Origin of the sequence: Desulfoglaeba alkanexedens ALDC (assembly GCF_005377625.1) — a bacterium.
Taxonomy (GTDB): Bacteria; Desulfobacterota; Syntrophobacteria; order Syntrophobacterales; family DSM-9756; genus Desulfoglaeba; species Desulfoglaeba alkanexedens.
In genome coordinates, this window is sequence record NZ_CP040098.1 from 2090951 (window position 1) to 2104280 (window position 13330).

15 protein-coding genes are annotated in these 13330 nt (G+C 58.8%); 12 read left to right on the forward strand and 3 right to left on the reverse strand.

Features of this window, described 5'->3' with window-relative positions; translation table 11 throughout:
* Window positions 1-122: 122 nt before the first annotated feature.
* Complete coding sequence (larE, locus tag FDQ92_RS09505; RefSeq protein WP_137424501.1) at window positions 123-974, forward strand: ATP-dependent sacrificial sulfur transferase LarE; 852 nt, start codon at window positions 123-125, stop codon at window positions 972-974.
* A gap of 13 nt (window positions 975-987) precedes the next feature.
* The gene (locus tag FDQ92_RS09510) at window positions 988-1983 is read left to right on the forward strand and encodes a tRNA 4-thiouridine(8) synthase ThiI (RefSeq protein WP_137424503.1); all 996 of its coding nucleotides are present in this window, start codon (window positions 988-990) and stop codon (window positions 1981-1983) included.
* A 77-nt stretch (window positions 1984-2060) separates the two neighbouring features.
* Here the strand turns inward: FDQ92_RS09510 and nth are convergent, their stop codons facing one another.
* Window positions 2061-2813: an endonuclease III gene (gene nth, locus FDQ92_RS09515; RefSeq protein ID WP_246041649.1), complete on the reverse strand. Its 753-nt coding sequence runs from the start codon at window positions 2811-2813 to the stop codon at window positions 2061-2063.
* A 93-nt stretch (window positions 2814-2906) separates the two neighbouring features.
* On the opposite strand from nth, the gene FDQ92_RS09520 reads away from it, so the two are divergent.
* The 6 genes from FDQ92_RS09520 (at window position 2907) to FDQ92_RS09540 (ending at window position 7131) form a co-directional block, all read left to right on the forward strand.
* Window positions 2907-3089: a hypothetical protein gene (locus FDQ92_RS09520; protein WP_137424505.1), complete on the forward strand. Its 183-nt coding sequence runs from the start codon at window positions 2907-2909 to the stop codon at window positions 3087-3089.
* On the forward strand, window positions 3082-3480 hold the full coding sequence (locus FDQ92_RS09525) for a hypothetical protein (protein WP_137424507.1): 399 nt from the start codon (window positions 3082-3084) through the stop codon (window positions 3478-3480). Before FDQ92_RS09520 ends, FDQ92_RS09525 begins: the two co-directional genes overlap by 8 nt.
* A complete protein-coding gene (locus FDQ92_RS15715) occupies window positions 3481-4011 on the forward strand; it encodes a RiPP maturation radical SAM C-methyltransferase (protein ID WP_246041651.1) in 531 nt (176 codons plus the stop codon).
* Window positions 4011-5354 (forward strand): radical SAM protein, encoded by a 1344-nt coding sequence (locus tag FDQ92_RS09530; protein ID WP_246041653.1) that lies wholly within the window; start codon window positions 4011-4013, stop codon window positions 5352-5354. Before FDQ92_RS15715 ends, FDQ92_RS09530 begins: the two co-directional genes overlap by 1 nt.
* Window positions 5355-5579: 225 nt before the next feature.
* Complete coding sequence (locus FDQ92_RS09535; RefSeq protein WP_170180277.1) at window positions 5580-6611, forward strand: OmpA family protein; 1032 nt, start codon at window positions 5580-5582, stop codon at window positions 6609-6611.
* 82 nt (window positions 6612-6693) lie between these two features.
* Window positions 6694-7131: a hypothetical protein gene (locus FDQ92_RS09540; protein ID WP_137424513.1), complete on the forward strand. Its 438-nt coding sequence runs from the start codon at window positions 6694-6696 to the stop codon at window positions 7129-7131.
* 442 nt (window positions 7132-7573) lie between these two features.
* Here FDQ92_RS09540 and FDQ92_RS09545 read toward each other — a convergent pair whose 3' ends face one another.
* A complete protein-coding gene (locus FDQ92_RS09545) occupies window positions 7574-8554 on the reverse strand; it encodes a hypothetical protein (RefSeq protein ID WP_137424515.1) in 981 nt (326 codons plus the stop codon).
* Window positions 8555-9683: 1129 nt separating this feature from the next.
* On the opposite strand from FDQ92_RS09545, the gene FDQ92_RS09550 reads away from it, so the two are divergent.
* The 4 genes from FDQ92_RS09550 (at window position 9684) to FDQ92_RS09560 (ending at window position 13013) form a co-directional block, all read left to right on the forward strand.
* Window positions 9684-9929, forward strand: coding sequence for a DUF2283 domain-containing protein (locus FDQ92_RS09550; protein WP_137424517.1), 246 nt, complete (start codon window positions 9684-9686; stop codon window positions 9927-9929).
* 291 nt (window positions 9930-10220) lie between these two features.
* Window positions 10221-10397: a hypothetical protein gene (locus FDQ92_RS15260; RefSeq protein ID WP_170180278.1), complete on the forward strand. Its 177-nt coding sequence runs from the start codon at window positions 10221-10223 to the stop codon at window positions 10395-10397.
* 43 nt (window positions 10398-10440) lie between these two features.
* Window positions 10441-12516: an ABC-F family ATP-binding cassette domain-containing protein gene (locus FDQ92_RS09555; protein ID WP_170180279.1), complete on the forward strand. Its 2076-nt coding sequence runs from the start codon at window positions 10441-10443 to the stop codon at window positions 12514-12516.
* An 83-nt stretch (window positions 12517-12599) separates the two neighbouring features.
* Complete coding sequence (locus FDQ92_RS09560; protein WP_137424520.1) at window positions 12600-13013, forward strand: YMGG-like glycine zipper-containing protein; 414 nt, start codon at window positions 12600-12602, stop codon at window positions 13011-13013.
* On the opposite strand, the gene FDQ92_RS09565 is transcribed toward FDQ92_RS09560, so the two are convergent.
* Window positions 13007-13267, reverse strand: a complete 261-nt coding sequence (locus FDQ92_RS09565; RefSeq protein ID WP_137424522.1) for a tetratricopeptide repeat protein — start codon at window positions 13265-13267, stop codon at window positions 13007-13009. The genes FDQ92_RS09560 and FDQ92_RS09565 overlap by 7 nt on opposite strands.
* Window positions 13268-13330: the final 63 nt, after the last annotated feature.

Here is a 13330-nt window from a genome sequence, read left to right on the forward strand (position 1 = left end):
GACCGCAGACCGATCCGCTGAAAGCCTCTGATTGAATCCTCCAGGTTCGCTTTCCGGCCGCCTTCGAAGGCGATGACGGCGTTTCGAACGGCAGGGCGAAGGCGGCCACCCCCGGAAATCCCATGGATTTTTGTCAAAATCTCCCCGGAGACGTGCGCAGAAAATGCCTGGAACTCGGCGGGTTCCTGGCCCGCTTCAAACGGGTTCTCATCGCCTTTTCGGGCGGTGCGGACAGCACCTTTCTCACCTGCTTCGCTAAAGATGTGGCGGGCCTCGATGTGTTGCTTTGCCTGGCCGTTACGCCGTTTGTGAGTCGCAGGGAAAGGGAAGGCGCCCGCCTGGCGGCTCGCCGCCTGGGATGTTCCATGGAAGAGATCCCCTTGAACCTGCTGGAACACCCGCAGGTTCGACGCAATGACAGGCGACGCTGCTATCACTGCAAGACGGTGATCCTGCGTGCCATGACGGATCGGGCCGGCAGACGGGGCTGTGACGCCGTACTGGACGGCACGCATGCCGGAGACCTTTCTAAGGATCGCCCTGGGCTTCTTGCTTTGAAGGAACTGGGGGTGTTGAGCCCGCTGGCTGCATCGGGGTGGACCAAGGCGGACATCCGTGAAGCCGCACGCCGTGCGGGGCTTTTCAACTGGGCGAAACCCTCCCAATCCTGCTTGGCGACACGCATCGCGCACGGTGAGCCCCTCGACGAAGCAGGGTTGGTTCGGGTGGAACTGGCCGAAGCGTTGCTTTGGGATCTGGGATGCCGCCAGGTCCGAGTGCGGTTCCGGGCCGGTGAAGCCAGGATCGAAGCGGCGGCGGAAGACCTCTCGGGTCTCACTGTGGAGCCTGCACGCAGCCTGATCGTCGGCCGTTTCATGGAACTGGGGTTCCGGCGCGTCGTGGTGGATCTCACGCCCTATGGAGCCGAAGGAGACGAGGGCGCCGAAGCGTCTCGCGATGCAACAGTGAAGTGACGGAAGCGCGGTAATGACGGTGAAAAAACGAGCGAAAGGCATCGGGCTCCTTTCAGGTGGGCTCGACAGCATCCTCGCCGTGAAGGTGCTTCAGGAACAAGATCTGGAGCTCATGGGCGTCACTTTCGTGACCCCCTTTTTCGGTGCCGAACCGGGATTACGGGCCGGACAGCTTGCCGGTATTCCCATGCGAGCCCTCGATATCGGCGAGGAGCACCTGCGGATGCTGAGAAACCCCCGTTACGGCTACGGCCGGGCGATGAATCCCTGCATCGACTGCCACGCGCTGATGCTCCGGGTCGCCGGAAGGCTGATGGAAGCGGAGTCTGCGGACTTCCTGTTTACGGGTGAAGTCGTGGGGCAGCGCCCCATGAGTCAGCGGCGGGACGCCCTCAGGGGCGTGGAGATCCTGTCGGGCTATCCCGGACGCATCCTCCGGCCGCTCAGTGCCAAACTGCTGCCGCCGACCCTGGTGGAGCAGGCAGGACTTGTGGACCGGGAAAAGCTTCTCGATTTGCACGGTCGGGGCCGCAAGAGGCAGATGGAACTGGCGGCCCGTTACGGCATCCGTGAGATCCCGCAAGCGGGAGGCGGCTGCATGCTGACCAAGGAGGGATTTTCGAGGAAGTTGCGGGAATTGTTGGCTTCGCGGCCCGATGCGGATCCGGTGGATGTGGAGCGGATCAAGTGGGGAAGGCTGTTCCGCCTGCCGCACGGCGCTCTGCTGGTGGTGGGGCGTTCCCGCTCCGACAACGCCCGGCTCGAAGCCCTGCTGGACGATGCGACCCCCGCGTTGAAATCGGCGAATCATCCGGGGCCGCTGGGGGTCCTCCTGGCGGTGGATCCCGAGCCCAAAGACCTGAAGGTCGCCGCCATGATTCTTGCGGCCTATAGCGATGCGCCGAGGAAGGGGCGTACGGCCGTCATCGTCCGTCGCGGAACCGTCGAAAGAGAGATTTCGGCGCCGAAACGAGACCGGGAGTGTTTTCGCCGGTTCATGATCCAGTGACCCGGCGCCTTCGCCCGGGAGCGCGTTCGAATCGAGCCGCCGTGTCGGGGGGTTCGTGGGTCCGTCCGGGGGTGGAGTCAGGACGGAGGCTTGGGCGCTGTGCTGGACCGCCCGTAGGCGCACAGAGGCCGTAGGCGGCACTCGGGGCAACGCGGGTTTCTGGCGAGGCACAGCGTTCGACCGTGTTGGATGAACTGATGGGAGAGCCTACCCCACCGTTCTTCAGGGAAAAGTTCCGTCAGCGCCTTTTCGATCTTCACGGGATCCTTTGAATGGACGAGGCCCAGTCGGTTCACCACCCGGTTGACATGGGTGTCCACGGGAAATGCAGGGATGCCGAAGGCGTTGCTCAGGACCACGGCGGCGGTTTTTCTACCCACGCCAGGGAGGGTGAGCAGCTGGTCCACGGTGCGAGGCACTTCGCCCTGGAACGCCTCCTGGATGCGGCGGGCAGCGCCTTGGAGGCTCATGGCCTTATTGCGATAGAGCCCCGTGGGCCTTATGATAACTTCAATGTTCCTGAGGGGCGCCTCAGCCAAGGCTTCGGCGGTCGGGTAGTGGGAGAACAGGGTCGGGGTGATCTCGTTCACGCGCTTATCGGTGCACTGAGCCGATAGAATGGCGGCCACCAGCAGCTGAAAGGGATCGGCGAAATGCAGGGAGCATCGGGCGTCCCGATACATTTCCTCAAGAATGTCGAGGATTTTCTGCGCCCTTTCGCGGAGGGCCCGGTGAGCGGCGGGGGGTGCGGTTCCGGGGGCCTGCTGCTTCGGCATGTCCATGGTCCAGAAGGGTTGTCGGATGCCTTGCGGACCGGATCTATATGTCAAAGTCTCCGTTTGATTTCAATGCAAAAGCACTTATAATGATTTTATCGTGAATCGTAACCGTCTTACGCCGATTCAGCGGAAAGGAGCTGAAACATGTCGCAGATGCGCCAGGTTTGCCATTGCGAAAACTGTGGCAATGAAGCGGACATGATCGTAACGTGCGAATGGGTCGAAGTGGAAAAGGAACCGGGGGTGGTTTCCAGGGAAAAGAAGGAAACGCGAACCTGCACCGTGTGCGGCAATGAAGCGGATATCATTGTCGAGACCGATGAATGATTCGATCAAGGTGCTGGAGCTCATGAAGATCAAGAGCTTGAAGAGACCCATGCAGACCCATATCATCGTCTGCCCTTTCTGTGAAAGCGGACACCCCATTCCGGTGGATTTCGATGCGATTCACCGGTGCACCTGTGGAGCCTGCTACAAGGTGTGCGGCAGCCACGTGCTGGAAACCGGGGTGTCGGAAATCGCGGAAGAAATGTGGACCGGCGAGGAGTTGGATTTCATCCGTTCGGTGCCCATCGATTTCTGCAACGTGGTGGTCGAGAAGGATTTCGACCGCCTGCTGGATTTGAAGCAGAACGCCGATCCAAACGGCATTGAGCGCTTCTGTAAATTTGACATGGACACGCCCTTGAATCTCATCTGGGTGAGAAGGCTTTTCTGAATGTCGCTCGAGTCGGTCGCCCTGGTATCCATGCCATGGCCGCTGGCCGAGCGCCCTTCCATCCAACTGGCCGCTCTCAAGGCCTACCTGGATCGGCATTTCGGAAACGGCATCGCCGTGAACGCCTGCCACCCCTATCTCGCCGTTGCCGATCTCCTGGGTTTGGAACGCTACACCGCCATCGCTTCGAGGACCTGGCTGGCGGAGGCCGTCTACGCGGCGTTGCTTTTTCCTGAGCTGGCGGTGAAAGCGCAGACGCTGATCCGAAGACTCTGGAAAAGGCGGATGGGGCCGATTCCGGACATCGAGGAACTGACCATGGCGCTCGCCGCGCTGCACGAGCGGACCGGCCTGGTGGACAGGCTGTGCGCGAGGGATGTGGTTGGATTCAGCGTCTGCCTGGGCCAGCTTACCGCCTCGCTTTACCTGGCGGCGGCGGTCAAGAAACGGTCCCCCCGGGTGACCATTGTCTTCGGGGGAGTTCTGTTTCGGAGCGCCTGGGGCGGGGTCTTCTCGAGCATTTCGAAGTAGTGGATTACGTGGTGAACGGCGAAGGCGAACGGCCTTTTGCGGGGTTGTTGGAGGCCATGGCTCACGGCCGGCCGGCGCCGGAGCCTTCGGATGTTCCCGGGGTGTTCGGACGTTCGGTGGACGGCCGGGTCCTTGGGGGCGGAAGAAGCCAGCTCACGCGGCTGGACGATCTTCCGGTTCCCGATTTCGACGCCTATTTTCAAGAACTTCGCGAGTGCTCGAACCTTCGCACCATCCTGCCTCAAGTCCCCGTGGAAACCAGCCGGGGATGCTGGTGGCATCGGGCCCACTCCGGAAGGCCATCCAGGGGGTGCCGCTTCTGCAACCTCAACCTGCAATGGCGGGGGTATCGGTCCAAGAGCCCGGGACGCGTGGCGGACGAAATCGAGGTCTTGTCCCGAAAATACAGCACACTGCGTTTCGCCTTCATGGACAATGTTTTGAACCCCGCCCGCATGGGAGCCATGTTCGAAGCCATCGCCGGAAAGGACGGCGACTTGGACCTTTTCACGGAACTGCGTGTCCCGGTGCCCCGAGCGGTTTTCTCGGGCATGCGCCGGGCCGGCGTGCGGCGGGTCCAAGTCGGTATCGAGGCGCTCAGCACGCCGCTGCTCGAAAAGATGGGAAAGGGGACGCGGACCATCGACAACGTGGCCGTCATGAAGCGGTGCGAGGAATTCGACGTCGAGAACCATTCGAATCTCCTGCTGGAGTTTCCCGGAAGCGATGCATCCGATGTGGCGGAAACCTTGAGAGTCTTGGACTTCGTTCGGATTTTCCGGCCCCTGCGGATCGTTCGCTTCTGGCTGGGGGAAGGGAGCCCCATCGCGGAGAACCCGGGGGCCTTCGGCCTTTCGGCGGTGCGCAACCATCCATGGTACCGTGCCGTGTTTCCCGGTGAACTGGCGGAAAGACTCCCACTTATGGTGAAAACCTGCCGCGGCGACCGCGAAAGACAGCGGAAGCTGTGGGGGCCCGTTCGAGATGCCGTCCGGCGGTGGAGGCGGGATCACGACGCATGGAAGCGGCGGTTTCCCTGCTTACCGTTGTTAGGTTACAGCGACGGCGGGAATTTCCTCCTTTTGCGGGATCGGGCGGTTTCGAGCGGAGCCCCCAAGACCTATCGGCTCAAGGGAATATCCCGCGAACTGTACCTTGCCTGCGACGAACCCCGGCCCATCGCCGATCTTCTCAGGGAATTCCCGTCCATCAGCGAAGTGAAAATACGTGCTTTCCTGGAAGACATGACGAAGAAGCGCCTGATGTTTCAAGAAGGTGATTGCTGCCTGAGCCTGGCGACTCATGAAAATATCCGTCGATTCTGTCCCCCCCCCCCCGGATAGAAGCAATGCCCCTGAAGGGTTACGATTTTATTGACAGAGCGGGGTCGGTTGTATAAGTTCGTTCATTAGGGAAACCTTTCAAGGAGGGTGGTGAGCCCCGTTCTTTCTTTGAGTTTTGTTTCCCACGATGGACCTTCAATGTGCCGGAACGTCTCGGTCCATTGGAGCCGAAGCTGTATTCCGTTCATTGAGGAACGCCTTTTCCGCACACAAAAGGAGGTCACCATGACACGTTATGGAAGGAAATTGTTTTTCATTGGTTTGGCTTTGGCGTGTTTGCTGGCAACGGGAGTGCCGGCGGCACAGGCGAAAATGGTCCCCAAGGTGGACAATTTCATCTTCTTTGTGGATCAGTCGGGTTCCATGTACATGACCCATGGCAAGATGGGCAAGGTTAAAATGGTACTGGCCCAGGAACTGCTCCTCATGATGAACGAGAAGATCCCCGAGCTGGGCTATAAGGGCGCCCTGGACCTGTTCGCTCCATGGCAGGTGGTCGCGGACCCGGCGGTTTACGAGCGCAACGCCTACGGGAAAGCGCTTTCCAGCATCCCCACGGATCAGGGCGTTTTCAATCGTCGGACACCCATGGGACCGGGCATCAACCGGCTCGATACGGTGCTCGCCGGCCTGACCGGGAAGACGGCGGTCATTATCGTCTCTGACGGTGAAGCCAACGTGGGCACCGACCCGGTCGCGGAAGCGTACCAGGTTCACGCCAAGTATCCCGATGTATGTTTTCACGTGATTTCCTTTGCGGAGAAGCCACATGGCGAACAAATCCTGAAGAAGATCAACGGTATGGGTGACTGCGTCTGGGCTGACGCAGAAACGCTTATGGCCGATGAGGCCGCCATGAATCAATTCGTTCGAGACGTTTTCTACGACGAGGTGGCCGAGGCCGCCAGGGCCGTTTCCCAGGTGGTCATTTTGCGAGGTATCCAGTTCGATTTCGACAAATCGGACATCAAGCCCGAATGGGAGCCGGTGCTCGATGAAGGCGTCAATATCCTCAAGGAAAATCCTGCAATCCGGATCATCATCGAAGGCCATACATGCGACATCGGTACCGATGCTTACAACCAGGGGCTTTCGGAGCGAAGAGCTCGGTCCGTCTATGAGTACTTCATGAAGGAGGGCATCAGTCCTTCGCGCATGAGGACGGTCGGGTATGGAGAAATGAAGCCGAAGGCGAGCAATGCCACGGAAGACGGCCGTATCATCAACCGTCGGGTCGAGATCCGAGTGGTGGAATAGCGTCGGCGATTCCGGGGGCGGAAGCTGCTGCGGCTTCTGCCCCTTCCTTTGGGAAACCTCGTGAGGGCTGAGAGGTGTAGTCGTGAGAAGCAGACGGTATGGGAGGAGGATTGGTGCGGCGGTGGTGGCCTGCGCCTTTGTGGCATTGACCTCAAGCGCGGCCTTTTCTTTGGATGACCAGGAGGCCGAATCGAAATTTCAGCAGTTTCAGCAGGAATGGATGCAGAAGCTGGCTCGAAACGGCCTCTACGGACCCGGCAGCGTGCAGTGCGAACTACAACCGCAGGATCAGGGCCTCTTCGTAGCCACCTACAAGACCCTCGGGCAAATCACTTCCGTCCGGGTCAAGAAGACGCAGTCCGCGGGCTCTCCTTACGTGGGGATCCTGAGCTACGAGGAGCTGCTTTACAGTTGCCGGGGTCGGACGCCGGAGGAAGCCCGGAAGGGTCCCTTCCAGTTTGAATCCCGGACCTCGGTCACCGAAATCTTCCGGTTTTCCAAAGGGAAGTGGCTGTACTGACGTTGCCAACCGGAACTCATAGCTTGATGAGAAGGCCCTGCTTCCAGGCCGGAATCCAGAAGGATTGCCCCTGATTATTGAAATGTTTCCCCTCGTTCCCAAGCTCCAGCTTGGGAACGAGGGGATGGGTCACAGCCTCATGGGAACCAGCTGCAAAATCCATAACAAAGGACCCGGATATCCCTACTTCGTCACATCTAATATTGTTGTAGCGTGGATTCCCGTCTTCGCCCACAAAGACCAATTCGAGATCCCGGCCGACTCCTTTTAGCACTGCAGGGTGAACAGCAATTCCTAGAGCCGATCGCTTTGGATGAAGAGTGGGCAAGAAAAGAGGGTCGTCGGGTTTGCGTAAACGAAATCAACCAAGGCTCTTTTTTTTTCAAGCAGTTATAGATGCTCCGGAAATTCATGGCCATGAGGGAGAATAATCGTCATGGCATCACGGCCTTCTCAGATAAACCGCCAGGGCCTGTCGCGCTCCGGCGCCGGCTTGCCTTCGGATCTTTGCAAACATCTCGTGACAGTCTCGATAGGAAAGCCGATTGACCAGGGCGATGGTGCGCAGGTCGTCCAGGGTCCGCGGATACAGCCCCGCATCTTGAACAATTTCGTCCTTGGCCGCTACCTTGGCGTAGATCAATGCCCGCGCTGCCAGCAACCGGTGGCGGGGGCGGTCTAGGGCCTCCCGGTTAAAGACGTACAGCAGAGTCAATAGGTCCCCCGGTGGATAGAGATGTCCCCGGCCACCGAGACGCCGGACTATGGTGCGCATGAGAAAAACGGGTTTGACGGCGACAGTTTCCGGCACACGGCGGCGCAGGAACCGGACTAAGGCGAGATGAATCTGCCCGGCCTCCACGCAGAGGCGAGGGTGGGTGGCCAGCAGTCGGGCAATGGCCTCGGCCCGCATCCGGTCCCGCAGCACGAAGCGCCGGGCGTCGCAGCGGGCAAAGCGGAGGGTGGCGTCCACCACCGTATCGAAGTCCGCCGCCAATGAAGCCTGATAAAACTCAATCAAGGCACCGATAGCCTCGCGTTCGGCCTGGTAGACCTGCCCTCGGATCGAATCCTTTTCGATTTGATCGGGGGTGCCGCCGGTCGCAAAAAGGGTGTGAATCTCCAGCAGCTTTTCGATGAACGGTTCCACCTGGATCACCGTGACACCGGCTTGGTGCAGCCGTTGCCAAAGGCGGCACATCCGCCGGCCGAACTCGGGAAACTCGATGTCGGTGAGCATGAGGTAATCGTCGATGGGAAGGTCCCCGGCGAGCATCTGCACAAACTCAGGCGACGGCGCGTCCTCGGTGACCAACGCATCTCCCGGACGAACCCATTCGGCTAGTAGGGGAACGACCTCAGGCCAATGATTGGCATATAGGATGTCGATGTGGCGCGTCGTAGAGCGTCTCCAGCTCGGCATGGCGGGTGATGGCCTCGTCCGTGGCTTTCTGCATGGGGCGGCGCGCACTGTGGAATTCGTCAATGCGTTTTCGCTCGTGGGGGATGTCAGCATGAGCAAAAAAACAAACCGGTCAAAATCTCACACTGTCCCTTGCGTAGATAAAGGACTGTGCTATCTGGAGCGCTTTCCTGAGTAGCCCAGAAGGGTGTGGATCTTTTAGAACGACATTCAGGGTGGACCCTCTGAGGTAGATCCAGACGGCCCTGAAGCAGCAAGCGCATCAGCTCCGTTTCCCCTCGTTCCCAAGCTCCAGCTTGGGAACAAGGTGGATGGTGGAGCTTGGGAGCAAGGTCAAAAAATCCCCCTCTCCCTTGATGGGAGAGGGTTGGGGTGAGGGTGAGAAAATTAACGTATGTCAATCGGTTACATTCCCCTCCCCTTAATCCCCTCCCACAAGGGGAGGGGAAGTAGAATTCCGCTCGTTCCCAAGCTCCAGCTTGCGAACGGCCTCACCGAAGCTGGAGCTTCTGCACAGTTGTGTCCCCAAGCTGGAGCTTGGGAACAAGAAGCAAAAGATCTGCACCCAGCCCAGAAAAGCCGTCGCCAGCCTGCTCAATCTCCCATACGAATCAATATCATATTATTATACTCGTCCAATAACTTAATTCAATGGTCAGCCAGACGCCTCCTATTTCTGCATGCATGGCGGTAAAACACGCACCGCCTCTTTCCGTGCAGAAACGGGTGCGTTTTTGGACGAAGTTAATATAATGGTGCCTATCGGGCGTTGGCTGCTGGTCGCTAAGGTTGGCTGAACCCACCGGCTGATGCCAATAGACAGCGAACATCGGCCAGGCCGACGGCGAGGACCGGCTGCATGCTGAACTCAAAAAGAACATCGGACCAGCTTATTTTCAACGTGGAAAATTCCAATTCCGTTGAACCAAGACAAAACATCAGCCCGGGTAACATGGCTTTGTGCGACAACTACCTTGACAGATACCGTGCCTCGCGTTGGGTGAAATAATAAAATTAAATATTATAAGAAGGGAAAGACTATGGCTATTCGTATTCACCCTTATGCTTAAGAGCGGATGAAAGAACGAGGAGCTACCGAATTTTTAAAAAATAGAAAGGAGTAAACACCATGAGATTCACTTATGATCCTCGCTATAATGTTGCTTACATTCGTTTTCACAAAAAAAGCACTGAAGTTGAAACGATACGGATAAGCGATGAATTAAATGTTGATATAGCCCCAGATGGAACTATCTATGGTATTGAACTCTTAAATGCAAATGAGCAATTAAATCGTGAGGATATGGGCAGACTTTTGGTCATTAACGAGGCAACTGGTGAGGAAAAAGAACTCCCTCTTGCTGTTGGCAGGTGAAATTAGTAAAGTTTATGGTGCCGGTTTTGAAAAAACAAAGTGTTAAAATTAAAAGGGTGCAGATCTTTTAGAACAACATCCAGGGTGACCCTCTGAGGTAGATCCAGATGGCCTTGAAGCAGCAAGCGCATCACCTCCGTTCCCCCTCGTTCCCAAGCTCTGGCTTGGGAACGGGCTCACCGAAGCTGGAGCTTCTGCACAGTTGTGTTCCCAAGCTGGAGCTTGGGAACAAGAAGCAAAAGATCTGCACCCATTGGTAACAATGCTGTTTTCACCTTTTCGTCGGAAAAGGTGTTTTCCGACGCCTGCCTTCGAAAAACCTCTCGCAGCGGCAAGACCACCTATTCCCTTCAAATGATGGGAGCCGCCCTCGTCCACCCGGACCACAAGGCCGTGATCCCCTTTCCCCCCGAAGTGATCCAAAGAGACACGTTCCGCTGCATGGATTTTGGGATGCCGTTCGAGTAAAATGGCAGCGGATCTTTTATGCGGGTGGCCAAGGTGGGCCGCCGTGACGCCATCGGAAGAGAAAAAGGGGAGACGGGAGCCGGTGATCAGTGTCCAGGGCGTAGCGAAACTTCTCGGAAAGAAGGATCTCTTTCGGGAGGTCTCTTTTCACGTTCATCCCGGAGATCGGATCGGGGTGGTGGGGCCGAACGGCGCCGGGAAGACCACCCTCTTTCATATCCTTACGGGTGAGTTGGAACCGGACGTCGGTGCCGTCCAGCGCTCCCGGAATCTCCGCCTGGGCTACCTGCCTCAGCAATGGAACCCCCGCATTCACAGGACGGTTCTCGCCCACACGCTGGACGTGCACAGCGAAGTCCAGAGTGTCCGTGAAGAACTGGCTGCGCTTCATGAAGCCATGGGCCGGGAAACGGACAGAGAACGGCTCCGGGACATGGCTGCGCAACAGGCGCTGTTGCTCGAAAAGATCGAGCACCTGGGCGGCTACGACCTGGAGGCCCGCGGCTTGAAAATCCTCCACGGCCTGGGCTTTCGCGACGATCACTTGGACCGGCCCGTGGCGGCCTTGAGCGGCGGCTGGGTGATGCGGCTCGAACTGGCCCGGCTTCTGCTTTCCGAGCCGGACGTGCTGCTCCTGGACGAACCCACCAACCACCTCGACCTGGAGTCCCTCCTCTGGCTGGAATCCTTTCTTCTTTCCACTCGCTCGGCGTTTCTCATCATTTCCCACGACCGGGCGTTCTTGAACCGGGTTGTGAACCGGATCTTCGAACTGGAACAGGGCCGCTTCGAGGAGTATCGGGGAAACTACGACAGGTACCTGGAAGAAAAGACGAAAAGACGCGAAATAAGGGCCGCCGCTCAGAGAAACCAGGAGGAACGAGTCCGCCAGCTGGAGCGGTTCATTGCGCGCAACCGCTATCGGAAGGACAGGGCGCGCCAGGTGCAGAGCCGCCTGAAGACGCTCGACAAGATGGAACATGTGGAGGCGCCGGAGGAAGAAGTCGGCATTCGGTTCGAGTTTCCCGAGCCGGCGCGTTCCGGAAGGCGGGTGGTCGAACTCCACGGTGTTCACAAAGCCTATGGGGATCACGTCGTCTATCGCGGCGTGGACCTGGTTCTGGAGCGGGGCGACCGGGTGGCGTTTCTGGGGCCGAACGGCGCGGGAAAGAGCACGCTCCTCAAGATTCTTGCCGGCGTGGAATCGGTTGATCGAGGCGAGCGCAAGCTGGGACACGGAGTGGAACTCGCCTACTATGCTCAAAACCTCCTGGAACAGTTGAACCCGGAGCTCACCGTGCTGGAGGAGGCACTCCAAGTTTCCGGCGATCTTCCCCAGAGCCGACTTCGGAGTCTTCTTGGAGCGTTTCTTTTTCGAGGCGACGATGTGACCAAGCCGGTGGCTGTGTTGAGCGGCGGTGAAAAGGCGCGGCTCACACTCTGCAAGTTGCTGCTTCAACGCCCCAACTTGCTGCTCCTGGACGAACCCACCAACCACTTGGATATTCCGTCCCGCGAGGTGCTGGAAACCGCGTTGGAGCGGTTTTCGGGAACCGTCTGCTTCATCAGCCACGATCGTCATTTCATCAATGCGGTGGCGGACAAGATCCTGGTCATCCGGTCGGGAAAGGTGGAGCTTCTTCCGGGAAATTACGATGACTACGAACGTATCTGGAAATCGCGCCTGGACGCGGGGCGCCCGGAAGACGGACCGGGGGATCCAGGGGCCGACACGGTTCAGGAGCGCGTGGATGCCGGCAGGACCGACCGGGATCGGAAGCGAGTCGAGGCGGAGTGGCGAAACGAATGGTATCGGATCAAACAGCCGATGGAACAAAGAATCGCGGTCCTGGAAAGCCGCCTGGAGGAGGCTCAGGCTCGACTCGAAGCCCTGGAATCCCGCCTGTCCGACCCCTCGACGTATGAGGACGGAGACCGGGTTCGAACGCTTCAGATCGACTATCAGCGGTGCCGTAAAGAGATCGACGAAATCAGCCGGTGCTGGGAAGAGGAGGCGTTGAAGTTGGAAGCCCTTGAAAGGGAGTTCTGGGAGAACAAAGAAGGCATTCGGGGCCGGTGGTCCGCTGAAAGCGGGAACCCTGGAATCCGCTTCGGTTGAAAGCGCCGGCTTCCTTTAAGGACCCTGCCGCAGGAACGGGCTTGAGAAGGGGCGAAGAGTTTCGTGTGTTGACGGAGGTTGCAATGAAATCGGTTTGCGTACTGCTCACGGTATGTCTTTTTGTGGTCACGGTGATTCCGGGCTGTGTGCCGGGTCCGACGACCCAGCAACACCTGGAATCGGCCACCTGGCTGGGTGTGGTGGGAGCAGGCGTCGGGGCCTTGGTGGATGATGACAACCCCTGGCGGGGCGCCGTGATCGGAGCCGGGATCGGGTCCCTCGCCGGATACGGCCTGGCGGAGGTGAGCCAGCGGGCCGCTCGGGAAGCGGCTACGCGGCGCCAGACGGTGACCTACCACAACCCGAGCACCAACGAATGGGTCCAGGCCGACCCGGTGGCCTACGATTCGGCCACCGGGACCGCGACGGTTCGGACGCGCACGTGGGAAGGCGAGCGGCTTCAGAGCGACCGTTATGTGAAAGTTCCGGCCTATTGAAACGTCGTGACATGTCCCGCACGCAGCCGGTCCAGGTGGAGCTTCAAGGCCGGGTTATGGGGACACAGGGTGAGCGCCCGTTCCAGGGTCTGGACGGCGGTCGGCAATTCGCTACGCACCTCGTAGAGCCGCGCCAGGACCAGCCACAGGCCGGGATCCTTGGGCCTTTTCTTTATCCGGCGCTTCACCAGGAAGATGGCCAAACGGCTTCCCTGTTCGTAAAAGAGGCGTTTGGGTAAGGACAAGAGCTGCAACGGACGATCTCCTTGCGCGGGGCATTGCCCGGGATCGAACCCTTGACATCAAGACGCCGGGTT